The organism is Colwellia sp. SU-HH01217 (assembly GCF_057543495.1).
This window is the reverse complement of sequence record NZ_BAAJLX010000007.1, coordinates 76,152-102,382: the sequence shown is the minus strand read 5'-3', so window position 1 is coordinate 102,382 and position 26,231 is coordinate 76,152. Positions and strand designations below refer to the sequence as shown.

Annotated in this window: 17 protein-coding genes and 1 pseudogene; 10 read left to right on the top strand and 8 right to left on the bottom strand. The window is 36.5% G+C overall.

The window, feature by feature from the left end; genetic code table 11:
• Positions 1-65 precede the first annotated feature (65 nt).
• Positions 66-1,478: a serine hydrolase domain-containing protein gene (locus AC27G3_RS10775; protein ID WP_487121430.1), complete on the top strand. Its 1,413-nt coding sequence runs from the start codon at positions 66-68 to the stop codon at positions 1,476-1,478.
• A gap of 97 nt (positions 1,479-1,575) precedes the next feature.
• Here AC27G3_RS10775 and AC27G3_RS10770 read toward each other — a convergent pair whose 3' ends face one another.
• Genes AC27G3_RS10770 through AC27G3_RS10760 form a run of 3 tightly spaced genes read right to left on the bottom strand, consistent with a single transcriptional unit; the run spans position 1,576 to position 7,223 of the window.
• Complete coding sequence (locus tag AC27G3_RS10770; protein WP_487121428.1) at positions 1,576-4,725, bottom strand: efflux RND transporter permease subunit; 3,150 nt, start codon at positions 4,723-4,725, stop codon at positions 1,576-1,578.
• 9 nt (positions 4,726-4,734) lie between these two features.
• Positions 4,735-5,805 carry an efflux RND transporter periplasmic adaptor subunit gene (locus AC27G3_RS10765; protein WP_487121426.1) on the bottom strand — a complete coding sequence of 357 codons (1,071 nt, stop codon included), beginning with the start codon at positions 5,803-5,805 and terminating at the stop codon, positions 4,735-4,737.
• Between the two features lie 38 nt (positions 5,806-5,843).
• Complete coding sequence (locus AC27G3_RS10760; protein ID WP_487121424.1) at positions 5,844-7,223, bottom strand: TolC family protein; 1,380 nt, start codon at positions 7,221-7,223, stop codon at positions 5,844-5,846.
• Positions 7,224-7,363: 140 nt separating this feature from the next.
• On the opposite strand from AC27G3_RS10760, the gene AC27G3_RS10755 reads away from it, so the two are divergent.
• Positions 7,364-7,759 (top strand): MerR family transcriptional regulator, encoded by a 396-nt coding sequence (locus AC27G3_RS10755; RefSeq protein WP_487121422.1) that lies wholly within the window; start codon positions 7,364-7,366, stop codon positions 7,757-7,759.
• A gap of 102 nt (positions 7,760-7,861) precedes the next feature.
• Here AC27G3_RS10755 and rimO read toward each other — a convergent pair whose 3' ends face one another.
• Positions 7,862-9,304, bottom strand: coding sequence for a 30S ribosomal protein S12 methylthiotransferase RimO (rimO, locus tag AC27G3_RS10750; protein ID WP_487121420.1), 1,443 nt, complete (start codon positions 9,302-9,304; stop codon positions 7,862-7,864).
• A gap of 231 nt (positions 9,305-9,535) precedes the next feature.
• On the opposite strand from rimO, the gene AC27G3_RS10745 reads away from it, so the two are divergent.
• A complete protein-coding gene (locus AC27G3_RS10745) occupies positions 9,536-9,661 on the top strand; it encodes a hypothetical protein (protein WP_487121418.1) in 126 nt (41 codons plus the stop codon).
• Positions 9,662-9,761: 100 nt separating this feature from the next.
• Here AC27G3_RS10745 and AC27G3_RS10740 read toward each other — a convergent pair whose 3' ends face one another.
• From AC27G3_RS10740 to AC27G3_RS10730, 3 genes are all read right to left on the bottom strand, one after another.
• Positions 9,762-10,715 (bottom strand): nuclease-related domain-containing protein, encoded by a 954-nt coding sequence (locus tag AC27G3_RS10740; RefSeq protein ID WP_487121416.1) that lies wholly within the window; start codon positions 10,713-10,715, stop codon positions 9,762-9,764.
• A gap of 684 nt (positions 10,716-11,399) precedes the next feature.
• Positions 11,400-13,739, bottom strand: a complete 2,340-nt coding sequence (locus AC27G3_RS10735; protein ID WP_487121545.1) for a response regulator — start codon at positions 13,737-13,739, stop codon at positions 11,400-11,402.
• A 7-nt stretch (positions 13,740-13,746) separates the two neighbouring features.
• Positions 13,747-14,754, bottom strand: a complete 1,008-nt coding sequence (locus AC27G3_RS10730; RefSeq protein WP_487121414.1) for a cytochrome-c peroxidase — start codon at positions 14,752-14,754, stop codon at positions 13,747-13,749.
• 307 nt (positions 14,755-15,061) lie between these two features.
• Here AC27G3_RS10730 and AC27G3_RS10725 point away from each other — a divergent pair, with 307 nt between their 5' ends.
• The 5 genes and pseudogenes from AC27G3_RS10725 (at position 15,062) to AC27G3_RS10705 (ending at position 21,151) form a co-directional block, all read left to right on the top strand.
• Positions 15,062-15,571: a PEP-CTERM sorting domain-containing protein gene (locus AC27G3_RS10725; protein WP_487121412.1), complete on the top strand. Its 510-nt coding sequence runs from the start codon at positions 15,062-15,064 to the stop codon at positions 15,569-15,571.
• A 361-nt stretch (positions 15,572-15,932) separates the two neighbouring features.
• Positions 15,933-16,967 carry an efflux RND transporter periplasmic adaptor subunit gene (locus AC27G3_RS10720; protein ID WP_487121410.1) on the top strand — a complete coding sequence of 345 codons (1,035 nt, stop codon included), beginning with the start codon at positions 15,933-15,935 and terminating at the stop codon, positions 16,965-16,967.
• On the top strand, positions 16,964-20,056 hold the full coding sequence (locus AC27G3_RS10715) for an efflux RND transporter permease subunit (protein WP_487121408.1): 3,093 nt from the start codon (positions 16,964-16,966) through the stop codon (positions 20,054-20,056). Before AC27G3_RS10720 ends, AC27G3_RS10715 begins: the two co-directional genes overlap by 4 nt.
• 10 nt (positions 20,057-20,066) lie before the next feature.
• Positions 20,067-20,354, top strand: a pseudogene (locus AC27G3_RS10710) (N-acetylmuramoyl-L-alanine amidase); the annotation flags it as partial.
• A 221-nt stretch (positions 20,355-20,575) separates the two neighbouring features.
• Positions 20,576-21,151, top strand: coding sequence for a PEP-CTERM sorting domain-containing protein (locus AC27G3_RS10705; RefSeq protein ID WP_487121406.1), 576 nt, complete (start codon positions 20,576-20,578; stop codon positions 21,149-21,151).
• Between the two features lie 381 nt (positions 21,152-21,532).
• Here the strand turns inward: AC27G3_RS10705 and AC27G3_RS10700 are convergent, their stop codons facing one another.
• The gene (locus AC27G3_RS10700) at positions 21,533-21,877 is read right to left on the bottom strand and encodes a hypothetical protein (protein WP_487121404.1); all 345 of its coding nucleotides are present in this window, start codon (positions 21,875-21,877) and stop codon (positions 21,533-21,535) included.
• A gap of 171 nt (positions 21,878-22,048) precedes the next feature.
• On the opposite strand from AC27G3_RS10700, the gene AC27G3_RS10695 reads away from it, so the two are divergent.
• Both AC27G3_RS10695 and AC27G3_RS10690 read left to right on the top strand, forming a co-directional pair.
• Positions 22,049-23,848: a DUF885 domain-containing protein gene (locus AC27G3_RS10695; RefSeq protein WP_487121402.1), complete on the top strand. Its 1,800-nt coding sequence runs from the start codon at positions 22,049-22,051 to the stop codon at positions 23,846-23,848.
• A gap of 564 nt (positions 23,849-24,412) precedes the next feature.
• Positions 24,413-26,221: a tetratricopeptide repeat-containing diguanylate cyclase gene (locus tag AC27G3_RS10690; RefSeq protein ID WP_487121400.1), complete on the top strand. Its 1,809-nt coding sequence runs from the start codon at positions 24,413-24,415 to the stop codon at positions 26,219-26,221.
• Positions 26,222-26,231 lie beyond the last annotated feature (10 nt).

The following is a 26,231-nucleotide window of genomic DNA, read 5'->3' as shown; positions in this document are numbered from 1 at the left end:
CTTTTTATTCTTTAGTTTATATTCAAAACAGCTATAAACAGCTGAAAAAACTAAGGCAACGCGTAATGAAAAAATTTTTATTAACAATAGTAATTGTATTAACCACATTGCATTTTGCAGCGCCAACTTTATTAGGTTTTTCTATTTGGCAATTAGGCAGTGCGGTAAGTGTTTCAACAGGTATGAGCGCCAAACTAGCATGTTCTGCCAAATATATAACAGGGTTATCTAACAGCCAAATTATTGAAGATTTATCTAGCTACTCTCCTGCAGTTAGAGTGGTTAACTTAGACTACGATAACAACAATAAAATTGTGACAGCAAGTTTAATGGGCATGGCAAAAACCAGTGCACAATTTCGTTCTGGTCTAGGTTGTAGCTTAATAATGGGTGACAGTAACACACTCGATAGCGTAGTTGTGCCACCACTTAGTGCCTCAAATGCACAATGGCCTGCAGGCAATACCGTTGAAACAATAAATCCCAACATACAAAACCTAGTAACCACTTTGGTCGAACAAGACAATAGCAACAACCTTAACACCCGCGCCATGCTAGTGATAAAAAATGGAGAAATTATTGCCCAATTTTACGGTGATGGCTTTAATGAAACCACACCATTACTGGGTTGGTCTATGGGAAAAAGCGTTACAGCCATCATGTTAGGCAGAATGCAACAACTCGACATGGTAACTATGTCAAAAGCTGATCTTTTTAAAGAGTGGCAACATGACGATAGAAAAGAAATTACCCTTAAACAGTTATTGCAAATGAACTCTGGACTAGCATTCGACGAAACCTATGCACCAGGCAGCGACGCAACAGCTATGTTATTTACTGCGCCAAGCGCGTCAAATGTGGCCATGCAAAGCCCATTAACAAATAAGCCCGGCTTACATTTTTCTTATTCATCTGGCACCACTAACCTACTAACCCGCTTTATGCATGACCAAATGGGGGCATCTACACAAGCTGATATTAATTTTCTTTTTCAAGAACTTTTTCAACCATTAGGTATGCAAAATAGTATATTTGAAACTGATTCAAGTGGCGTATTTGTTGGTAGCTCTTATATTTACGCCTCTGGACAAGACTGGGCACGACTCGGCTTACTCATGCTAAATAACGGAGTGATTAATTATATCGACAATAAAGGGATAACACATCAGAGACAATTATTACCCTCAGATTGGGTAAAAAAAGCCTCACAACCTAATAGCAGTAATAACGATAGTCGTTACGGTTATCAGTTTTGGTTAAATTCAGGAAGTAGCAATAATAACCAAACAAACGACACAAATAGCCAGCTTCGTTGGCCTTCACTCCCCCTTGATGCTTATGCAATGATGGGAAACAGACAACAATCAGTAATGGTTATCCCTTCTGAAAAAACCATATTAATACGTATTGGTTGGACAAAAGGAAGTTACCCACTCGATAAAAACTACGCAACAATATTAAATGCCCTAAAAGATTGAATAAAAACAAATCTACCTATTACTAGACAAAGTAATAGGTAGATTATTTAAACATGCTACCTAAAGTAGCTTTAAACAATAATAAAAATTAAATCCGTCAGGCTTTCTTAAATTCTCGTTGATGAACAATACGATACAGTATAGGTAAAACGAGTAACGTTAGTAGCGTAGAAGATATTATCCCTCCTATAACCACGGTAGCTAACGGACGTTGTACTTCAGCACCTGTGCCAATATTTAATGCCATAGGTACAAAACCTAAACCTGCTACTAAAGCGGTCATTAAAACAGGTCTTAGTCTAAGCATGGCACCGTCTATAATTCCTGATATCAACTCGGCGCGCTCTATACACAGTTCTCGTATAAAAGTCAGCATCACTAAGCCGTTGAGCGTTGCAATACCTGACAAGGCAATAAAACCAACACCTGCAGATGTCGACAAGGGCATATCTCGCAACCATAAAGCGATAACACCACCAGTAAGGGCAAGAGGAATACCTGAAAAAATAATTAGCGCATCTTTAAAATTACCCAGCGCCATTACTAGCAAACCTAAAATAACAGCTAAGGTTATAGGAATAACCAAGGTTAATCGCTCATTTGCTGATGCTAGTTGCTCATAAGCACCACCATATTCAAGCCAGTAACCTGCTGGAATTTCTATGTCTTGTTGAATTTTCTGTTTAGTATTCTGAACAAATGTACCTAAATCGGTACCGCGCACATTCGCAGTAACGACAATACGGCGTTTACCATTTTCACGACTAATTTGGTTAGGCGCAGGAGCAATTTTAAGCTCAGCAACTTCTGATAAGGGTACATAATTAATATGAGTGTTTCTCCCCTTATTAAACGAGTCTGAATTGGGTATAGCAATTGGGAGTTCGCCTAAACGATAAATGTTTTCGCGGATACTGTCAGGCAAACGTATTACCATATTAAAACGACGATCTCCTTCATAAATAGCGCCTGCATTTTCACCACCAATTGCTGTGGCGACTGTATGCTGTAATTGCGCAACACTCAAGCCATAACGTGCAAGTTCCATACGTTTAGGAGTAATAGATAGCATGGGTAAACCTGTTACCTGCTCTACTTGAATATCATGTGCGCCATCAATTTTCTCAATCACTTCTCTTATTGCATTAGCAGATCGAATTAATTGCTCTAAATCATCGCCGATAACTTTAATGCCAACATCTGCCCTTACCCCTGAAATTAATTCGTTAAAGCGCATTTCTATCGGTTGAGTTAATTCATAATTATTACCCAATTGTCCAGATAAAGATTCGACAATTTCTGCGGAGAGTTGCTCATAACTCAAAGAGGGATCTGGCCATTGATTTCGAGGTTGATACATTACATAAGTGTCGGCTATGTTTGGTGGCATAGGATCATTAGCGACTTCTGGCGTACCAATGCGTGAGAATACATTTTTTACTTGAGGAAATTTTTGTATTTCAATCTCTAGTTGTTTTTGCATTTCTACAGACTGGTTCAGACTGGTTCCTGTAATACGAATTGCTTGCAAAAGTAAATCTTCTTCGTTGAGCTGAGGAATAAACTCAGATCCAAGTGTATTAGCTAACCAAAGTGAAAATATTACTAAAGCACTACATGCAGTTAATATTAACCACCGTATTTTCATTGCTCCAATTAAAATCGGTTTGTAAAGAGTTTTAGCGCCACTAATAATGCGGCTTCCTTGTTCATTCACTTTGCCTTTCATAAAAATAGCGACAGCTGCCGGTACTATGGTAAGCGAAATAACCAGTGCCGCAATTAACGCCATCATGACAGTAGCTGCCATAGGGTGGAACATCTTTCCTTCCACACCCGATAAACTAAATAACGGTATATAAACAATGGTAATAATAGAAATCCCGAATAAGCTGGGTCTGATCACTTCATTAGTCGCTGAGTAAACGACTTTCAAACGTGCTTTTTGAGATAAAACACGACCACTTTCTCTTTGAGCATCGCTTAATCGCCTGACTGAGTTTTCAACTATAATAACTGCGCCATCAACAATTAAACCAAAATCGAGTGCGCCAAGACTCATTAAATTAGCTGACACACCTGCTTTTACCATGCCTGTGATTGTGGCTAACATGGCAAGAGGAATAACCGCGGCGGCAATCAACGCAGCTCGAATATTACCTAATAATAAAAATAACACCGCTATAACCAGTAGCGCACCTTCAACCAAGTTTTTTTGCACTGTGTACATCGCTTTATCAACAAGAGTTGTGCGATCGTACACGGGTTCAACAATTACACCTTTAGGTAGCGACAGTTTTATTTGCTCAAGCTTTGCTGCTACAGCTAATGCAACAACCCGTGAGTTTTCACCAACAAGCATCATAGCACTGCCAATAACAGTTTCTTTTCCGCTACGCGTTGCTGCGCCTGATCGCAAAGATTTACCAATAGCCACCTTGGCAATATCTTTTATTGTGATGGGCGTGTCATCGATAAGCTTAACAACTACCTGCTCTATTTCACTAATAGAGGCAAGCTGTGCCGGCGATCTCACCATGAGTTGTTGCCCATTTTTCTCGATGTAACCAGCACCACGATTACTATTGTTAGTCTTTAATGCGCGGTGGATATCATCAAATGAAAGTGAAAATTCCAGCAGTTTTCTCGGTAATGGCGTAATGTGATATTGTTTGTCGTAGCCGCCAATAGTGTTAATTTCAGTAACACCTGAGACAAGTGATAACTGCGGTTTAATGATCCAATCTTGAATTTCACGCAATGCGGTTGCATCGAAAGGCGTACCATCAGCTTGAAGCGCACCATTTGATGCTTCAATACTGTACATAAATATTTCACCAAGCCCTGTTGAAATAGCTCCCATTTCAGGCGTTAAATCACTCGGTAATTTATTTTTAAGTGCGCCTAGCTTTTCATTTATTAAACTACGGGCGAAATACAAATCTGTATTTTCGTCAAATACAATGGTGACTTGTGATAAACCATAGCGCGAAATAGAACGCGTATAAGATAAGTTGGGAATGCCTCTAATTGCCGTTTCAATGGGCACGGTAATGCGTTGTTCGGTTTCTAGTGGCGAATATCCCGGTGCACGGGTATTAATTTGAACTTGCACATTGGTAATGTCGGGAACAGCATCAATGGGCAGTTTGTGATAACTCCAAAACCCTAAACCAATTAGCACTAGGATCATACTCATCATCAACCAACGTCGCGCAATAGAGAAACGTAATATTACTTCAATCATCGTTAACTCCTAGTGAACGTGCGCTGCGCCAGCTTTGCCTAAATCGGCCTTAAGTAAGTAGCTGTTAACTACAGCATATTGTTCACCAGCGTTTACTCCTGATAACACCTCTGTAAAACTACCATCGGTAATTCCAAGGGTTAATTCGCGGGTTTCATAACCATTGGCATTTACGATAAAAATAACATTTTTTCCTTCAACTTCTTGAAACGCACGGTTATCAACCGCAACTTTTACTGTTGTTTGACTCGTGACTAAGCTGCCTTGTAGCATTTGCCCTGGTGACCACAGTCGTTTGTTATTTTTATCCTTTTTATTATCGATAGTCGCTATTGCTGTGATAAACGGTTGGTTTTTGTTAGCGAGTAAATGTACTACATTTGACTGTACTGATGATGTTGTCGATGAGATCGTCACTTGTTGGCCTCTAGCAATTAGTGACTGATGGCTCGGAAATACTTTAAATTCAACCCAGAGTTTATCGTAATTCTCTATCGTTATTAGCGGTTTTTCTGCTGAAAGTTCGCCAGCGTTTGCATGCCGCTTTGTTACTATGCCTGAAATAGAGGCAAGAATATTGTAATGTTTTAAGGTTTTGCTCGACTCAACTTCCGCAATAATGTCACCAGCTTTAACAACGTCCCCCACATTAACGTTTAATTGAGTAATTAAACCTGAATAACGGGCGCTTACTTGGCTAATAGCATCAGGCTTGATAACTGAGCGTCCATAAACGGTGAAGCTATTATTGATTTGAGCCGTACTTGCTAGAGCATTAACAATGCCTGCTTTTTTGGCATCTTCAAGACTAATTTCTACATGCCCTTCTTCTGCATCGTGGCCATGCCCGTGTTCATCTATGTGCTCAGACTTGTGCTCGTTTTCACCATGTTCGCCATTTATTGATTTTGCATGGCTATCTGAATGATCATCTGCGTGGCTGTCTTTATGTTTACCATCATGAGGAGTGTCATGGTGTTCTCTCTTGTTATCCTCTTCATTAGCCATTACGTAACTGCCAGCGGTAATTGCACTAAGTGTTACAGCGAATAAAAGTATCTTGGGGTAATTTGTTGTCATGTAAACCTTCAAAAATTCGTTATGCTAAATTTATTACGTTAAAAATCATGATAGATAGGTGTTCTTGAACCATATTGAGAGGCAGGTAAAGGCTCTGCTATCAGTTGTTCTATTTCAGTACCATATTGCAGAGCAGCAACTGCTGAGTCGATTAACGCACTGCGAGCGAAAAGCAGTTCTTGCCTAGCCGATAAATAATCTAAATAACTGTAAAGGCCTCGTTGGTAGGCAATTTGAGTTTCGTTTAATGCGTCTGTTAGTAGCGGAATTATGGAATTTTTCAGATTGTCAGCAGTGAAAATTGCTTGTTTTCGATTACTATAAGCACGATACAATTGATTGTGTAGCTCTAGTAATGCCGCTTCTTTTTTTACCGCTACTTCATCACGTGCCGCTTGCGCTGAAAGTATTGCACCTGAATTTCGTTTTTCAGCAAATAACGGCACACTTATACTTGCCGTTAATGCGGTATCGTTAAGCTCTTGAATCTGTTTTATACCAACAGACCATTTTATGTCTGTACTTGACTCTGTTTTTGCTAAACGGATTTGTGCTTCTTTTAAACGTGACTGTGTTGCATAAATTAAAATTTCAGGGTTGCGCTCTACTTTCGCGTATAGTTTTTCAAAGGAAACATCTGCTGAGAATTTAAATAAATCGCCTTCGACTTGCGTAAATGTTGGTGATGTTTCTTGCCACATCATCGCTAAAAATACTTTTGCGTAATCAAACCTTTGTTGCTCAGAAGCGGTAACTAAACGAGCATTTCCTAATGCAGCTAATGCCCGCTTAACTTCAACTTCAGGAGCCGCGCCTGCTTTTGCTCGTTTTTCCACTTCACCTAATGCGTCTTGGGCAAGTAAGCTAGCTTCTTTTGCTAATGATAATCGCGCTTGTGCCGCAAGAATATTAATGTACCTGCGGGTAACTTCGCTTAGTAAATTCAATGCTTCAATTTTACGTTTAACCGCCAGTTGTGAACTTCGGCTATTGACAACAGCTACTCGAGCGGATGTTTTATCGCCCATTTCTAAAATTGAAGAAAGTGAAACAGTAAACTCACTATTCTCAAACACACCAATTTCGCCTGTGCCCGCAAAATTCTCCATTTCGAACTCAAGTTCATAACCTGGGGTTAAACTCTGACGTTGAAGTTGACCTTCAATAGCCGTTTGACGAAATTTAAAAACGTTAAGTGACGGATTATCTTTTAGCGCTTTTTTAATAGCAGTAGATAAAGTTAACGTGTGTTTGGGTTGGTTCTGTTCGAAATCATTTTGAGCAGAAGAAACCCCACTGTATGTGAAAAAAGAAAGTATCAATACTTTGGTAAGAATACATTTTTTCATCGTCAACTTTTTGGGGGATAACAGTGATATTTTTGCACTGTTAAAAAGTACAAAAAGCTTATTTTGCATGTGATATTCCTGCATTAAAATGTTATTACTGTTTTAAATACTTTCGCTTAGTAAAGCAAAAACACTGAGTAATTTAATGGTTGAATTAGGCATATGTATCATTCATCATAAACCTTACAGTGGGTGTAAGGTCAAGCGAAATGAAAATAAATCAGTTATCAAAATTAACAAATGTACTCAGTAAAAATATTCGTTATTATGAAGAAATTGGCTTACTACCTAAAGCTTTACGTAATAGTAATGGTTACCGAGAATATAGTTTGTCGGATGTTGATAATTTAATTTTTATTAGGCGATGTCGAGAACTACAAATTCCGATTGAACAAATAAAGGTTTTGATTAAAGTTCAAACGGATAAAATGTCATCATGTAGTGAGGTTGATCTGATGATAGAGCAGCAACTAGAAAAAGTACGAACTACTATCAATGAGTTGCAGTTGCTTGAAAAATCGTTGAGTAAATTAGCAGCATCATGCTCGAATGAATTAATAGGTGATTGCTCAATATTAAAAAATTTAAAGCAAACACCTTGTTAAAGTAGCCAAAAAAAACAACGACAAAGAAGTCGAGTCTGTTAGATAAAAAATGTTTAGCTTATTTTATTAGCCACACCTTAAAAGAATAATCATAACGGTTAGTTAATCTTCTTCGTCTTCAACGCGAACACCCCAAACATCATGTTCATCCGCATGAATAATTTGTACCCAGAGTTGATCGCCCGGCTTAGCGTCATAATCATCAGACAAATACACTTTACCATCAACTTCAGGTGCATCCATGTATGAGCGCCCAACTATACCAAGTTCATTCACTTCATCTACAAGAATAAGGTACTCTTGGCCAATACGCGCTTGTAACTTATCAGCACTGATTTTTGCTTGTACAGCCATAAAGCGTTGCAGCCTGTCTTCCATTACTTCATCAGAAATATGATCAGGTAATTCATTCGCAGTGGCGCCTTCAACGGGTGAGTATTTAAAACAACCTACACGGTCTAATTGCGCTTCTTCTAAGAAGGCTAATAGCTCTTCAAACTCTTCTTCTGTTTCACCTGGGAAACCAACAATAAAGGTGGAGCGAATCACTAGTTCAGGACAAATTTCACGCCATTTAGCAATACGCTCTAATACTCTGTCTGAGCTACCAGGGCGTTTCATTAATTTTAGAATACGTTTATTGGCATGTTGGAATGGAATATCTAAATACGGCAGTATTTTACCCTCAGCCATTAAGGGAATAATTTTATCCACATGTGGGTAAGGATAAACATAATGCAAGCGCACCCAAACGCCCTGTTTGGCTAACTCTTCACAAAGCTGTTGCATATGAGTTTTAACTGGCATGCCTTCATAAAAATCAAGCTTGTGTTTTACATCTACCCCGTAAGCCGAAGTATCTTGCGAGATAACTAACAACTCTTTTACGCCAGAATCAGCCAAGCGCTTGGCTTCGCCTAATACGTCGCCAACAGGACGCGAATCTAAATCACCACGCATTGAAGGAATGATGCAGAAAGTACAACGGTGGTTACAACCTTCCGATATTTTTAAATAAGCGTAATGTTTAGGTGTTAATTTAACGCCTTGCGCCGGTACTAAATCAATAAACGGATTATGTACAGGTTTAGCAACATGCTCATGGACTTGATTAAGCACTTCATCGTAAGCATGCGGCCCTGTTACACCTAATACATTAGGGTGAAGTTCGATTATTTCATCTTTCTTCACGCCTAAACAACCGGTAACTAACACTTTGCCATTTTCAGCTAATGCTTCACCGATGGTATCAAGCGATTCTTGTACGGCTGAATCAATAAAACCACAGGTGTTTACAATCACTAATTCAGCATCATCGTAGCTGTTAGTTACATCGTAACCTTCTGTGCGCAACTGAGTAAGAATGCGTTCGCTATCGACAAGATTTTTTGGGCAGCCGAGACTGAGAAAGCCTATCTTTGCAGCGCGATTTGAGCTGTTATTTAACTTACTTTGCTCTTCAATCATTTTAGATGGAATGTCTAAAGTGGTTGTTTGGCTTTTATTTGAGTTACTTGTACTTGGGTCGAATTGTTCTACGGTCATAGATATCTCTACTTACTCTTATTCTATTACTGGTGCTTTTTATCTAATAAAGAGAAGAGCAACGTCATAAATGGTGGTTTAACTGCCTTTATTGCAAAGTCAGGGGCTTTGTAAAGGCTTTAATGAATTGGGCGAGATTATACAGTAATGTTTTACTAAATTCAGCAGGATAAATATCTATAATAATTTTCACCATGCTGGTATCAGATAAAAAAATAAAGGATTCACTCAATGGCACTAACTCAAATGCAAATAATACAGTCACTTGGCGAAGCAATGTCTTGGCTTGAACGTGAATTGAATTGGGGTGTTCCTGCGACAGAATTAAGGCATTTAAGCAGTCGAATAGGTGAGTAATATGCTGTGCTTATAAATAACGGGCAAATGACAACCTATAAAAATCAGCATGATTATTATGTTGTAAGCTCTGATGGTTAAAGAATTTCAGTAAAAATGATTAAATCAATATTGCTCTAGTCTCACAGTCCCAACAATTAAGCGTATAACTTTCTTTCTTTTTTGATACTTTTGTTTTTTTACTACCACAACTAACACATGGCATTTTCATTGTTGTATTCGTTTCACATTTATTACATTTAATGAAGTAGCCAAAGCGACCATATTGCGCTGCATAATTAGACTTTTCGCCACACAATTTACATTGAAGTACCGACTCAGTAGCTTTTTCAATCTTATCTGTTATGTCTTTTGGTATTTCAAACGCAACTTTAGGCTCATTAACTTGTTGCTGTATTACAGATCTATTATTTACTTGAGCCATAAGAAATGACGTTATCGACTTTAATTCTTCGTCATTGAAGCCTGGCCGGGTATCGAAAGGATTAAGTTTAGTGATGGCATAAGTTTTCAATTTCATTGTTTCGAGAAGCTTATCAACCAGAAACTCAGTTTTAACAAGTTGTTTTGACACATTACTAGGCATTGAATCGCGGTCAATAATGGCGTTACTTGAAACAGCACATACATTATCCCAACAGCGCATTCCAAATGATTGTTGCTTAATACCCATCAACTTACCTAAAATGCTTTCTCGATTAGCATGTAACGTTTCTCGAAGTAGTTTTTGTTGTAATTCAACCTGCTTTATTGGTGAAGCCATTCCTGACCATTTACCGTTCAAGCTACGAGTCCATTCACCTAAGTCATTTACCTTCACTTCACCTTTAATACTTTTAGATTCAATTAACACAAAACCATAGGTATAAACAATTAAATGGTCTATTTGGGCTGTTTCATCATTGTGAGTAAACTTGAAGTCATTAATAACATAAACTTGTTTATGATTTTTGAAAGCACGCCTTAAAAAGAAAGCTACATCTTGTTCTTGTTTTTGCCCTGCTTTCGCTGTTAGAGATACAGCATTTTGAAATGTTTTATCTTTTAAAATCATACAATAACATCATCCATGAAAATCGAATCTTAATTAATAGAAATAATACCGTAAATTACTGTCTTTATTAAAGTCATTCTTTTAGTACTTTTAGAAATTTATCAATTGCTAGCGTCTTTTTATCCATGCTCATTTTATTAATGTTAATTAATTTCCATTTCACTACAAGTAAATAAGCAATATTACTATCAGGTGCAAGTTCCCAATTAGGCTTTCCTAATTTAACCTGAACTCGGTTTAAGAGATGGGTAACAGTTTGAAAAATAGGTAAATAATTATTTTACTCCACTCTAGCTTGATAGTTTTTCTTAATTCAAGGCAAATTTCGCGTCAATAGCTGGCCTATTGCAAGAAATTTATCGAAGAAGTAAGGAAAAATAGCTGCTAGAGAAATATTTGTTAAGCCGAGCTCAAGTTAATTTAAACGACAGCAAAATTCAGCAATAGCGAACTGCCAACAACCGAGTTAGGCCTAGCACTTATTAACGTAGCGCTAGGTAATAAAGCTAATGTTAAAAAACACTTAGATTTAGCATTGAATATCGACCCGTTAAATCCTGAAGTCGCAGATTGGGGTTATGGGCAAATGTTCATCCTCAACAAAGGCTGAGTTGTTTAATACGCTGAATTACACAGTAGCGGAGCTAGCTTGTCTTTTATGTTTATTCAAAGAAACAGTAAGTTCTAATTTATGTCTTTTGGCAATGTTAAATACTGAGTCAGCATTTTCACTATTTTTTCAAGTTCATATGGTTTCCCCAAATGACCATTCATGCCTATACTTTCATAATAAGTAACTTCTTCCTCTGTAATATTTGCAGTTAAAGCGATAATTTTAAGCTCTTGATGATTATATGTTTTTCGCAATATTTTTGTTGCTTCGATCCCATTCATTACAGGCATTTGAATATCCATTAGAACAACAAAGTATTTACCTTTCTTAATTTTTTCAATCGCCTCTTCACCATTTTCTGCAACATCGACTTTCAAATCAATACTCTGTAATAATTTAGTAGCGACAATCTGGTTAATCTTATTATCTTCAACCAATAAAATGCTTTGTTGGTCATAAGTAGAAATGCTATCAACTTTGATAGTTTGTTTGTTCGTTTTTTTGCTAATTTTTGGTTGTTGATTGTGCTCTACATCTTTATGAATATGATCTGACAGTTCTTGATTAAAACTCTCAAATGTCAGCGGTTTTGCTAAATATTTCAGATCACAATTTACAGTAGAGTTTTCTTCGATATAGGCTTTACTATATGCACTGCAAACAACTAAAGACGAAGGGCAATAATCTGTACTAATTATATGCTTAATAAAGTCTAAACCATTTTCCTCTTTTAGGTTCCAATCAACTAAAGCAACATCGTAGTTATTGTTTTGGCAAAATATTTCTGCTTCTTTTATGGTCGATGCTATATCGATATGCACATTAAAATACAATGCCATTTTCTCTACCACTTTTTGGGTGATTTTATTATCTTCGAGTAGCAATAAACGCAAGTTTTCATAGATATCTTTTGAAGGCGTTTCTTTACAGTTTTTATCTTCTATTAAAGGAAGACTCACTTTAAACGTTGACCCTTTACCTAACTCACTTTCCACCCAAATTTCTCCCTGCATTAAATCAACTAACAGTTTAGAAATAGCCAAGCCTAAACCTGTTCCACCGTATTTTCTGGTGGTTGATTCATCAGCTTGAGAAAAGCGTTGAAACAACTTATCTTGCTGCTCAGAAGATAGCCCTATTCCCGTATCTTCAATTTGGTATAGGATGCGATTTGGGTTTTTATATTGCTCATCAAAAACTATGGATGTGCTTAATATGACATGTCCAGTTTCAGTAAACTTGACAGCATTAGAGAGTAAGTTGAGTAGTATTTGGTTGAGTCTAACGGGATCACCGATAATATTTGTCGGTATATTAGGGTCTAAATCAAAGATTAACTCTATACCTTGTTCTTCAGCTGTTCTTCCTAACATCATATTTAGGTTGTCGACTAATTTATGATGTTTAATCGATACTTTTTCAATGTGTAATTGTCCAGATTCAATTTTAGAAAAATCAAGAATATCATTAATAATAATTAACAAAGATTTCGCTGAAAACTCCACTTTTTCTAGATAGCTTTGTTGTTCTTCACTTAATGGGGTTTTTAAACAAATCTCAATTAAACCAATGATCCCTGTCATTGGTGTACGAATTTCATGTGACATATTAGCAAGGAATTGTGTTTTAACCTCAACAGCTTTTTTATAAGCCAAGGACGTTTCTTTTAAGGTTTGCTGCTGTCGTTTTAGAATAATTATAAAAACAAACAGCACCGCTAAAACACTTCCAAAACCAGATAAAGAGGTGAGCGTTCTTGCAGAGTTAACAGCCTGATTTTTAAGGTTAATACTTTTTATTATGCTATCAATAATAGGTAAGTCGATTAAACTCTGTCGGTGTTGAGTTGATTTTTCTAAATTGTCGAGAATGAACAAAGTATGAAGTTTATAGAGTTGCCAATACTGTTCGTATTCAATAGAATTTTCAGCAAGGTTTTTCGACGTTAATAGCTGATAAACCTTGTCTTTTGAACGACTATGAGTAGAAGTAATGAACGCGAATATCTCTATTCGAATGATATCCATTAAATCTATTAGTTTAGCGTTTGAAATTATTTCTTTTTTGCTTATTAACCGCTGAGAGGTCTTAAGCATTGTGACTAATTGAATATAATTTTGGGAGCTTTCTGTATAATGAGTCAGTAACTCTTTCAATTCATGTTCACCTGATAATTGAGGCAACGTTCCTTCAATTTGTGATTCTAATTGTGCAAAATTATCATAATGTAACTGATCACTAAAATTTGCATTTAATAATTGCACTTGATGCTGAGACAATGTTAACTCTAAATTTGTCAATACATTGAGTTGTTTTGCCAACTTATTTTCTTCGGTAAAGCAAAGACTCCACATTATTGAACAAGCAGTAAACATTAATAAGCATAAATATTCTGGCATATATTGGGGCATTTTCACTTTAGTGCACCTCAAGTAATTTTGCGCTGAACGAGTGCAATAAAGCGACTATATCTTCTACTTCATTATTAGTTAACTCTCTACCTAATTGAGAAGCAGCCATAATGCGAACAGCCTCTGGTAAAGTGCTAACAGAGCCATTATGAAAATAGGGAGCCGTTTCGGCAATGTTACGTAATGTTGGTACTTTAAAGACATATTCATCAATAGAATCATTAGTAAGTGCATATCTGCCTTTATCTAATGTTAATATTTCTGGAATATCACTTATCCTGCCTAATTTTTGATAAATATTACCGCCAATATTTCGGCCTTGGTGACAAGTTGAACAACCGTAATCAATAAACAAATTCAATCCACGAATTTGTTGCTCAGTTAGGGCATCTTTATTTCCTAATAAATACATATCAATTGGCGAGTTCGGTGTGATCAATGACTCTTCATAAGTGGTAATTGCTTTGATTATATTTTTTGCTGTTATACCTTCTGCACTTAATCGGTTAAATGTAACCTTAAAATAATCATCTGAAGATAATTTCTCAATGATCTCTTCGAATGAACTCCCCATTTCTATAGGGTTATGTATGGGCCCAACCAGTTGTTCTTCTAATGTATTTGCACGCCCATCCCAAAACTGTCTAAAATTGAAAGTTGCATTAAGTACAGTAGGTGAATTCCTTTCCCCTTGAGCATTATTAATTCCAGTAGACACAGGGAATCCATCGTCACCACCAAAATTAACCATATGGCAAGATGCACAAGAAATAGTATTGTTTTTGGAGAGGAGTGGACTGTTAAATAGTGCTTTCCCTAAAATGAGCCATTCTTTATCAATGGTTAATTGTCTTGGAATAGGTTGAATAGGCCCATCAACATTTTCAAAGAGATATGTCGTTTTGATCTGCTTTTTATCATTATCGTCATCAAAAGATGAGAAATAAACAACACCAGGGAATATAGAACAGATAATAAATGCGCAAACTAATGATATATAATATTTTTTATTCATTTAAATATAAGAAAAAATTATTATTTTTATATACAAGCAATTATAGGTTATAAACACAAACATCACATTATCTGTTTTATATATACACGTAATAGTTTCTGCTGACTGTTAAAATATTGTTAATCATACAAAATATTACCACAACTTAAGTGTATGCTTACTCTACACTAATATCTCTTTTTATTTTTACCATGCTTTAAGCTATTGAAAAAATAGCAACTTTATACTTCGGCCTGATTAATACTTAAAAAAATACAATAAAAATTATTAACCTTCTTTTCAAGAGATTATTACAAAGGAAAATAAAATGAATACAAAAATATTAAAAGCCGCTTTTATTAGTTTAATTTTATCTGTTTGTGGGTTCGCTAATGCTGGAGTAATTTATGAATTCAAATGTGACGAAATAACATGTGACGGCAATGCAGACGATGGTTGGGGTGGGTATTTTGAAATATCTGATGCTGCCGTTGCTGCCGGCACATTAACAGGAACAACCGAAATAATTGATTTTAGCTTCTATTCTAATGACGCATTAATAAGTTGGACATTAGCTGATTTAGATTTAGGTGGGATTTCAATGGTACTAGATTCAAGTAAAATATCTGTGATCGACTCTATTAATGCAGATGTAGGCTATGCAAGATTCTCAAATTCCCCCGAAGTTGTCTATATTTCTGGCGAATTTGTTCGGGACTATGGATTTATTAATCCTACAGGCATGTGGGTCGCGGTAAATCAAGTTCCTGAACCATCTACTCTTGCTATCCTTGCATTGGGTCTCATGGGGTTAGCATCAAGAAGATCTAAAAGATAGTAAACAACTATTTTGCATACTAAAAGCACCATTCATCAGGTGCTTTTTTATTGTGTGGTCAAGGTATTTACATTATTCAACTCGGTAATCCTCAATACAGACAGTAATTTATACTTATCAATCACACTTAATAAACTAAGCTTCATAAAATCATTCATATGAAGTATAAAACTAAAAATTATTCTCTATTTAATAGCAAATAATCAGTAAACTTGTCATTTGTTAATATGTTATTAACTATTGTCATTCACCTTAAAACATCAACAGTTCATCGATAAGCCTCTTACCTAATAGCTCAAAACACCTTAAAACACCGTATATTAAGCAAAATAAAATGATAAGTATAAATTGAGGAAACCAAATGGCATTAATTCGCCACACTACCTGGATACTTTTAACAATAGTTGCAAGCCAAGTTAACGCGCAAAATGCAGGCGCTAGCCGACCCGCTCAAGTGGTTACAACCCCTATAGTTTTTGAAAAAGAAACTCAACGTGTAGAAACTGTTGGTACTGCCGAAGCGATTAACTCTGTTGTTGTCTACCCTGCAGTAGCGGATAAAGTGACAGCTGTGAAGTTTTTGCCAGGACAATTTGTGGATATTAATGACGTTTTATTGGAGCTTGACTCTCGTCGGCAAAAAGTTGCTCTGGAGCGTGTCATTATTCAACTGGCTGATGCAGAGCGAACCGTTGATCGGTCTGAAAAAAGTCGTAAAAAAGGTGCTATAGCACAAAGTGCACTGGATGACGCTTTGACCGCACGTGACCTGCTCAAAGTTCAGCTAACTGAAGCAAAAACAGAACTAGAAGATAGAACCGTTAGAGCGCCATTTTCTGGCGTTGTTGGTTTGACTGATGTCGAAACTGGCGATCGTATTGGATTGCAGACAGCCATAACCACGATAGATAAACGCAATAAACTATTAATCAACTTCAATGCGCCAGAAAGTGCACTTTCCATGTTACAAAGAAAAGCCAGTGTCGTCTTAACACCTTGGCAAGCACGAGAACAACGTATCACTGCTGAAATTAGTCAAATAGATTCTAGAATTGATCTCACAAATCGCACTATTCGCGTGCGAGCATTGTTAGACAATAAAGAAGACTTATACCGCCCGGGGATGAGCTTTAGAGTAGGAATAGAGGTCGAAGGAAATGCATTCGCCGTAGTTCCAGAAGCAGCGCTAATGTGGGGACCTATCAATGCTTATATTTGGCTTGCTGAAAATGGTCAGGCAAAAAAAGTGGATATAAAAATCCAACAAAGGTTAAGTGGGCGATTACTGGTTTCTGGCGATGTAAATATAGGAGATGAGCTCATTGTCGAAGGTGTTCAGCGATTACGTGAAGGTCAAGCGGTTAATTCGGTAGACACTAAGGGAAATCAATCATGAGTCAACCAGTAAATCAAAATGATTTACCATCACTATCTATTCGTCGTCCTGTACTCATAGTTGTCTTAAACTTGTTGATTATTATCGCAGGATTAGCCGCATTTAATGCAATAGAAGTGAGGGAACTTCCCGATGTTGATAGACCTATTGTTTCAGTCACTGCAGCCCTTCCAGGCGGCTCTCCTGAAACAGTCGACACGGAAGTAACCAGTAAACTAGAAGGTGCTGTTGCACGAGTGAGTGGCGTAAAATCAATTAACGCCCAGAGTGAAGAAGAAAGCGCTCGTGTCAGGGTTGAGTTTAGACCCGGTATTAATTTAGATGATGCCGCGAATGAAGTTCGTGAAGCAGTAAGTAGAATACAAAGAGAGTTGCCTGACACCGTTGAGCGATTGGCAATTATCAAAGCAGACAATGATGCAGAATCGGTTGTAAGTATTGCTGTATCAAGTAAAACCCTCGATTTAGAAAGCTTAACAGAACGAGTCGAAACAGATTTAGCTCCATTATTTTTAAGTATACCAGGTGTTGCAGATGTACAATTAAATGGCGATCGAGAACGTGTTCTAAGAGTTTTGCTAGATCCTTTACGGCTAACCAGTTTTAACTTATCTGTTACTGACGTTGCTGCTGCGCTTCGTCAAGCGCCTTTCGATGTCCCTGCAGGTAGTATGAAAGCAAATGATCAGCAGTTGATTGTTCGCGCTGATGCAACCTCAATTAATGCTCAACAAGTATCAGATATTATTATAAGAGATAACACTCGTATTGGTGATGTCGCTAATGTGTATTTCGGGCCTGCCGATGCAAGAAACATGGTTCGTCTCGATGGAAAACCTGTTATTGGTTTAGGTGTTATCCGCCAAGCACGCTCAAATACTATTGCAATTTCTGATGAAGTGTTAGCACTAATGGAACAAGTGGAAAGCAGATTTCCAGAGTTAGAAATGCAGGTAACCTCTGATGATGCTGAGTTTATCCGTAGTTCAGTAGAAGAAGTTTTTACCTCCTTGTTATTAACAATCATTTTAGTTATCGCTACTTTATGGTTATTTATTGGTTCCGGTCGTGCAACTATAGTCCCTGCTTTATCAATTCCAGTATCGCTAATTGGCGCACTATCGGCTATTTGGTTAATGGGCTTCTCAATTAATATTTTGACCTTATTAGCACTCGTTTTAGCGACAGGTTTAATTGTTGACGATGCTATTGTAGTTACAGAGAACATTCAACGCCGAAGAAACATGGGCTTAGGTGCCCGTGCAGCTGCGGTTATTGGTACTCGTGAAGTGTTTTTTGCTGTCGTAGCAACAACCGCCGTGTTAGTTGCCGTTTTTGTCCCTATCGCATTTTTACCATCAACAGCTGGTCGCTTATTTAGAGAGTTTGGTGGTGTTTTAGCCATTTCTGTCATTATTTCATCTTTTGTCGCGCTGTCCTTAGTACCTGCACTAACAGCACGTTTACCTCTAAAAGAAAATAAACCTACTCGTTTAGCTACTTTAGGGCAAAGTATTGTTGGCTTGTATCAACGCTCTTTACACTTTGCATTGAACAAGGCTTGGTATATATTTTTGGCGAGCTTACTTGCTGCCTCTGCCGCAATAAGCTTGTACAATGTGTTAGATCAAGAACTGATGCCCACTGAGGATAGAGGCAATATTCGAATTTTTGCGCGTGGCCCAGATGGTGTTGGTCTGAACTTTATGGATCGACAAGCACATAAAATGGAGGAAATATTACTCCCTTATGTTAGCGAAGGTGATATCGATTCGATATTAACTGTGGTCGGTCAGTGGGATCCTAATATTACTTTTATTAGAGTACCACTTAAAAACTGGGATGAACGTTCCCGTTCACAACAAGATATTATAGATGAAATAAAGGGACCTCTTGCTGCCATACCAGGTGCTCCTGCTAGAGCTTTTGGATCTAATAGTTTGAATTTACGAGGTCAAGGTGGCGGTTTAGAAATAGCTCTTACTGGCCAAACTTATGATGAAATATTTGCAGCAGCCCAAAGCTTTTCTAATGTTATTCAACAGGAATTACCTGAACTAGGTTTACCAAGAATTTCTTACCAACCTACTCAACCGCAACTTAGAGTGAATATTGATAGACGAAGAGCACAAGAGTTGGGTGTGCCATTATCGGATATTTCCACCACGTTGCGCGTTGCAATTAATGGTGATGATATTGCTGATTTAAATGTGGGTGATCAAGCCATTCCTCTTATTTTACAAGCCCAATTAGAGGAAATTAAAGATCCCACAGATTTAAGTAACCTGTATGTTGGCTCTAGTAACGGTAATCTAGTACCGCTTTCGAGCTTAGCCTATATCTCGGAAGAAGGTGTTGCTGCAGAATTAGAGCGTCAAGCTCAACGCAGAGCAATTGAATTAGAAATGGAGCTGCCTGAGGATCTTCCGTTACAAGAGATTGTTGAGAAAATAAGAAGCCTTGGTGCTGAAAACTTACCCAATAACATAGGATTAATTTTCTTAGGTGAAGCACTTACTTTTCAAGAGACCGCTAACGAAGTGACGATGACTTATGTGTTAGCTTTCGTCATTGTGCTATTAGTATTGGCAGCACAATTTGAAAGCGTTAACAGTGCGGTAGTTGTAATGGCCACCGTACCTTTTGGTATAGCTGCTGCTTTATTTGCCTTATTTTTAACAGGCACTTCTATTAATATTTACTCACAAATAGGTTTAGTAATGCTGATTGGGCTACTCGCAAAAAATGCTATTCTACTAGTCGAATTTGCCGACCAATTACGCGATAAAGGTATGGATGTGCGCCAAGCTGTAGAAGAAGCAGCAAGTACAAGGCTTCGTCCGATTACAATGACGTTATTATCCACACTGCTAGGTTCTTTACCTTTGATATTATCAAGCGGGGCCGGTGCTGAAGCACGCAACGCAATTGGTTGGGTTGTGTTCGGTGGGCTTGGAATTGCGGTAATCTTTACGCTTTATTTAACCCCTGTCTTGTACCTTGCCTTAGCCCGTTTCACCAAGCCACGTGCCGATGAAACAAAACGTTTAGAAACTGAGTTAGAGCAAGCTCAACAGTTAGAGTCTTAACAAAAAAGTAAGTGGTACCGAAGTACTCTATTACCACAAGTCAGCAAAAGGCAAAGCAATAGCAACTGTATTACAACAGAAACTAGTCTCCGCCCTCGCTTTATTTGATAGAGGTATTAAAGCCAAAACAGTTGAAGATAGAGGTGGATATTTACTTAAAGAAACTTCTGCCCCTTGTCTAATTGCAGAGCCATTCTTTATTGATAATGACAGTGATTTATCCTGTGCCACTATTAATCGTAAAGAATTAATAGCCGCTTATGTAAGTGCTATACATGATATTGCAGAAAAATTATAAACGCATATAGAAAGAATATCGTTGGTTGTTGCAATACTGTTAACAAAATTTTGATTTTCAATAGTTTAACTGTATGATTACTTTACACCTTTTAATAAAACTTTTTCAAAGACATTTCTACTCTCTTGATAAAAAAGGTTTTAATTTTTCGGCATGAATAATGCTTTATTAAAACCAAGTGATGTTTTATTACAAGAATGTAAATTATAAAGGTGGTAGTTATGAATACAAAAATGTTGAGAGTCGCAATTGCTAGTTTAATATTAACTGTTAGTGGTTATGCTAACGCTGGCCTTATTATTATGAATATTACTGATAATGGCACTGATTTAATGATGACAGCAACTGGTGATTACGATAATACAGGGCTAATAAGCCAAGGAAATATAAATTTAGGGGCAAATGCAGCTGTCGCCGGAACTTTACCTGCTTTTGGTTGGGAAACAGGGTCAAATAATCTGTTTGAAGCAACATTTGTAGGAAGCCTTACTGCTACTGGTAATGCATACCCAGCTTCGCTTACTTCTACAACAAATCCTTTTTTCTTCGCTAATGTGCAAAATCAGATTGCTTTTCAAATTAATGCCGCTTTGATTGGAACTGTTAATGAATCTGCAACTTTTAGTGGTGTTACATTAGCTTCACTTGGCATGTTAGCAGGTGAAAGTGTCAGTGTTACTTGGGGGCAAAACCAAGCAATTATTCAAACATCTTCAGTACAAGTTCCAGAGCCTACTACTCTTGCCATTTTTGCTTTAGGCATTATAGGTTTAACATCTCGTAAGTTTAAAAAATAGAAAATCACTTACAGATAATATATATTGTTTAAGCACCTTTTTAAGGTGCTTTTTTATTGTCTGTATTCCAGTTAATTAATTATTACAAGCGCAAGCTAATTGACCATTATCCTGAATCCATTCTTGATAATTTCCGTCGGCGCATTGCTGTTCTATTCTTGGGCAGCTTGCAGGATTTCGAGAATAATCCGATCCCGTTACAGCTCCAAACGTTGTGTCTGCTAATTGTTCTTTCAAAGTTTGAGTGGAACACCCTGATATAAGTAACAAAACGAGTAGATAAATAAACTTCATACGACCTTCTTAATTTTATAGTAACTAAAAATTAGCAGTATTTAATAAAACGATACTACTTAATTAATAAGTACCTTTACGCCTATTTTAGGAACAAATTTCCATAAAATCATCTTTTGATTCATTAATGTTTTTATACAGCCATGCCTGTTTTATAGCGTTAACTTCTTCTACTGTGCGTTCAGGTAATGCAGGCTTGGCTAAATCTAATATTTGTAGTCTTGTTTCTATTGAACGACAAAGTATCGCCCTAGCCTCTGGAATATCATTTTTATTCAAATTCAATAGCGCTGCTCTCATTTCTTGAGCTCCAGCATAAAGTTGACTGCTATGTGAGCCTGCACTTGAGACTGTACCGATATAAAAACCAACAAGTAATGTCACGATAAAGAGCATTAAGGTAAAAATTAATATGATGGACTTTGATTGCATTATAATCTCTCTAACTTATTGACCCTTAGTTTCAGGTGACCTCACTTATTCAATAGATACTCACTGTCTATTATAAAATTGAGTGTGGCTAAACATACATTATTGTTCATACTTATGGCAATATTGACTAGTAATGAAAATATTTGTACATACAAAAATATTGGGGAAATAATGAAAAGTATCAACTTAATGTTAAATCAAAAAATAAGTAATTTATTCCTATTGATTTTGCTTTGCTTTTATAACACACACTTAATAGCAAATGATCATATACCTAAAAGCGCAGATGAAGTGTTAACAGAAATAATTGATGAAAGGTGGGATTATTCATTAAAAGAAAATCCACTTTCAGCAACGCGAGCAGGTGTAAATACATATAATCATTTGCTTAAAGGTGTATCAGCTAAAGATAATGATAGACGTCTCGCAGCGGAAACTATATTCCTTAAACGTTTAACTAACATTGATGAGAATAAACTAACTGCTGACAACCGCATTAACTACCAACTATTAAAGTGGGTTTTAGAAGGTTCGATTCGTCGATATCAATTAGATTTATCGAGGATCCCATTAAACACCTTTAGTAGCTTTTATTTAGGCGTTCTAAATATGAGTAATGGTTTAGTGATGGACTCAGTAAAAGATTACCAAGATTATATTGCAAGGTTGAATGAAATTCCTCGCTATTTTAATGAAAATATTACCAATATGCGTAAGGGGATTAAAACAAACTTTACTCTACCTAAAATTGTTGTCAAAGGCATACTTCCAACTGTTCATGCACAAGTTTATCAAGACCCGACAAAAAGTAGCATGTATAAGCCCTTTTTGAAAATGAACAATAACATATCAGCAGAAAACCAAGCCATACTTAGAGCAAGTGCTAAAAAAGCGATATCAGAATCTGCAATGCCCGCCTTTGCTTCATTTGCTAAATTTTTTGGTGGTGAATACCTCAATGCAGCTTCAACAACTCTTGGTGCAGAGCAAATGAATAACGGCAAAGCTTATTATGCTCATCAAATTAAAACGTATACGACATTAACAGATATTACTGCCCAACAAATACATGAAACAGGCCTGAATGAAGTCAAACGAATACGAGCAGAAATGAACGAAATTATAAAAGCACTTAATTTTGATGGCAGCTTTGAAGAATTCACACAGTTTCTTCGTACAGATCCACAGTTTTATGCTAAATCAGCGAAAGATCTACTCAAAGAAGCCTCTTATATCGCTAAGAGAATTGATTATGTGATGCCTGAATTTTTTGGAAAATTACCACGAGTACCTTATGGCGTTGTTCCAGTACCTAAAGAGATCGCGCCTAATTACACCACAGCTTCATATAACGGTGGTGTCGTTGGTGGCACTCGAGGAGGTGCATATTGGTTAAATACCTATCAGCTAGATCAACGCCCTTTATATGAACTTACCGCGCTAACATTACATGAAGCTGTTCCTGGCCATCATCATCAAACTGCAATTTCACGAGAGTTAGAGAATGTTCCTAAATTTCGGTTAGGCTTATACTTTAGTGCTTATGGTGAAGGTTGGGGTCTATATTCTGAAAAGTTAGGGATAGAGATGGGTGTTTACGACACGCCATACGATCATTTTGGACGCCTAAGCTATGAAATGTGGCGTGCTTGTCGCTTAGTGATAGATACAGGTATACATGCCAAAGGTTGGAGTAGACAACAAGGTATCGACTTTCTCGCGAATAATACATCACTTTCTGAGGCAAATGTTAGAGCTGAAGTTGATCGCTATATTTCATGGCCTGGTCAAGCGCTTTCATATAAATTAGGCGAAATAGCCATTTGGAAATTTAGACATAAAGCTGAAAAAATATTGGGTGATAGATTCAAATTGCGAGACTTTCATGACGTTTTACTTGGCAATGGTGCATTACCACTTGCTATGGTCGAAAAAGAAATAGACCGATATATTGCGAGCCAAGCTAAGTGAAATAATTAACTAAAATGGTTAACTTAAATAATTAACTAAATCTTGATCTGAATGGTTTCAAAATTTAGCAAATAATTTGATGGTTTAACCGTATTAACGTACAGCACTTATTAGAGGTTATAGGTGCTTTACGTATTTTTAAATTACTCACTCAACACCAATACTGTTAAAACACTTTTTAACAGTTTATATTCAAGAATTTCTTACAGAAGCTATTATCTTAACTAAACTAAATTAACTAAATTAAGTTACTTTACACCTTACCTTCTCATCTTCTATAAATTAAAACCATGATAATGCTTTATATAACCATTTTCACGTATATAAAGTAGACATTAACCTAATATCGCGTTAATAATATGATGACAAAGATAATTAATAGTATTTACTTAATAGGTGATCTCCTTTATACGCAGAGAAAATAGCCAAATATGCAGTATTTATTTGAGTAACTACTTGTTTAAATTATTAAATAAAACAGTAATTGGTTATTTTAACCTGTAGAAATGATCACCTAATTAGTGAGATTGGTATAATGCCCCTTCTTAGAATAAAAGGTTAACAATGATTAAATGGATATTAGCTTTACTATTTGCATTAGCTGTTACACCACAGCTATTTGCTAGCGAAGTTAATGTAGAGTCCTTAAAAGCGAAATTAAGTAAACTTCCTGTAGATGACAAAGCACGCATAAAACCATTAATTGCATTAGCCAATTTTTATATCTACACCTCTCCTGACAAAACAGCTGAATATGCCAAACAAGCTATAGCGATACCTAGTATTGATAATAATAATGTAATTAAAGCAACTGCCTTGCGCTTACTTGGTCAAGCAGAAATGTATCAAGGTTTAAATAAAAAAGCTTTTACTCATTTAAATCAATCTATTATTAGCGCAAACGAAAGCAATGATCCTCATGTGCTTTCTGTATCGAATAGAGTAATGGGGGTGTTTCATGAACTATTAGTTGATCATGAAAATGCCCTTTATTATTACCTTGAAGCTTTGAAATTTGCCAAGTTAAGTAATAAGAAGCAAGATTTAGCAATGGTTTATAATAACTTAGGCAATGTATTGAACTCACAAAATGACTATATTGATGCAGCTAAATATTTTCAACGCTCAATAACGATTAATTCCGAACTCAATGATATAGAAATGAAGTTAAATGCTTCTGTGGGATTAAGCATATCGTTTTTAGGTTCTGGAAAATTACTACAAGCAGAAAAGTTACTTAAACAAGTACTAAGTAATAAAGCTTATATTAGTGACTTTAGCATAAGTGAAGCTTCCGTTAGTTTAGCTCATGTTTATAAGTCGAAGAATGAGCTAGCCTCTGCACAATCGCTTTATGAATTTGTCATCAATAATGATATCGGCAGTGCGTATCCTCCTGCTGTAGCTGCTGCATATGTTGGTTTAGCCGAGATATTGATTCAAACTGATAAAATACAAGAAGCTATTAATTTATACCAAAAAGGTATCGTTGAAGTTAAAGATAAAATATCTGTTGAAAGCGAAATGGCCATGTATGAAAACTTGGCTGAATTAGAACTGAGTCAAAACAACTTTAAAGCCGCCTCAAAAACACAATCTGACTACATAAAAAGAAGAAACCAAGTTCAGCCCTTAATACAAAAAGGTATCGTTCAAAAACTAGAAAGCCAATTACAAATGGAACGAGATTATATAAAACTGCAAGATGAATTATTGATAAGTGAACGTGAGTCTTTACATTCTTCACTTTATTTATTTGCCGTTGTAGTTATTTCACTCATTAGTTTGGTGTTAATTTTGATATTAATGCTAAGAAAACAAGTTATTGCTCGCTTAGAAGCAACAAACAAAACATTAAAAAAAGCCTCTGAAACCGATCCGTTAACAGGTATTGGTAATCGCCGGTTTCTAGACAATAAAATCAATGAATTTAAAGGAAAAGACATTGAAATGGCATTTTTATTGTTAGACATTGACCACTTTAAAGGTATAAATGATAATTTTGGCCACGATGTTGGTGATGAAATACTAGTTTCTATTGCAGAGACCATTAAGGACCTTTGTCGGAAAAATGATTTATTTGCTCGTATCGGCGGAGAAGAGTTTGTTATTTTAAATATGAACAGTACTAAAGAGGCTTCATTTTTATTTGCCGAAAGAATAAGACTTTGTATAGAGGGAATGACGAGATCTTTAGAGTCAACTGTTACAGCCAGTATTGGTGTTGCCATTGGAAATATGAAACAAGCCAATTACGATGAACTATATAAACAAGCAGATATTGCGCTTTACGCAGCAAAAGATCAGGGTCGAAACAAAGTATTATTATTTACTGAAGAAATTAAATCTCAAAACCAGACAAAAACGATATAACACATATTAT

Bases quoted from the DNA above. Each gene is read 5' to 3' on its own strand.
- AC27G3_RS10775 (WP_487121430.1), top strand. From the start codon at position 66: ATGAAAAAATTTTTATTAACAATAGTAATTGTATTAACCACATTGCAT.
- AC27G3_RS10770 (WP_487121428.1), bottom strand. From the start codon at position 4,725: ATGATTGAAGTAATATTACGTTTCTCTATTGCGCGACGTTGGTTGATG.
- AC27G3_RS10765 (WP_487121426.1), bottom strand. From the start codon at position 5,805: ATGACAACAAATTACCCCAAGATACTTTTATTCGCTGTAACACTTAGT.
- AC27G3_RS10760 (WP_487121424.1), bottom strand. From the start codon at position 7,223: ATGCAAAATAAGCTTTTTGTACTTTTTAACAGTGCAAAAATATCACTG.
- AC27G3_RS10755 (WP_487121422.1), top strand. From the start codon at position 7,364: ATGAAAATAAATCAGTTATCAAAATTAACAAATGTACTCAGTAAAAAT.
- rimO (WP_487121420.1), bottom strand. From the start codon at position 9,304: ATGACCGTAGAACAATTCGACCCAAGTACAAGTAACTCAAATAAAAGC.
- AC27G3_RS10745 (WP_487121418.1), top strand. From the start codon at position 9,536: ATGGCACTAACTCAAATGCAAATAATACAGTCACTTGGCGAAGCAATG.
- AC27G3_RS10740 (WP_487121416.1), bottom strand. From the start codon at position 10,715: ATGATTTTAAAAGATAAAACATTTCAAAATGCTGTATCTCTAACAGCG.
- AC27G3_RS10735 (WP_487121545.1), bottom strand. From the start codon at position 13,739: ATGCCCCAATATATGCCAGAATATTTATGCTTATTAATGTTTACTGCT.
- AC27G3_RS10730 (WP_487121414.1), bottom strand. From the start codon at position 14,754: ATGAATAAAAAATATTATATATCATTAGTTTGCGCATTTATTATCTGT.
- AC27G3_RS10725 (WP_487121412.1), top strand. From the start codon at position 15,062: ATGAATACAAAAATATTAAAAGCCGCTTTTATTAGTTTAATTTTATCT.
- AC27G3_RS10720 (WP_487121410.1), top strand. From the start codon at position 15,933: ATGGCATTAATTCGCCACACTACCTGGATACTTTTAACAATAGTTGCA.
- AC27G3_RS10715 (WP_487121408.1), top strand. From the start codon at position 16,964: ATGAGTCAACCAGTAAATCAAAATGATTTACCATCACTATCTATTCGT.
- AC27G3_RS10705 (WP_487121406.1), top strand. From the start codon at position 20,576: ATGAATACAAAAATGTTGAGAGTCGCAATTGCTAGTTTAATATTAACT.
- AC27G3_RS10700 (WP_487121404.1), bottom strand. From the start codon at position 21,877: ATGCAATCAAAGTCCATCATATTAATTTTTACCTTAATGCTCTTTATC.
- AC27G3_RS10695 (WP_487121402.1), top strand. From the start codon at position 22,049: ATGAAAAGTATCAACTTAATGTTAAATCAAAAAATAAGTAATTTATTC.
- AC27G3_RS10690 (WP_487121400.1), top strand. From the start codon at position 24,413: ATGATTAAATGGATATTAGCTTTACTATTTGCATTAGCTGTTACACCA.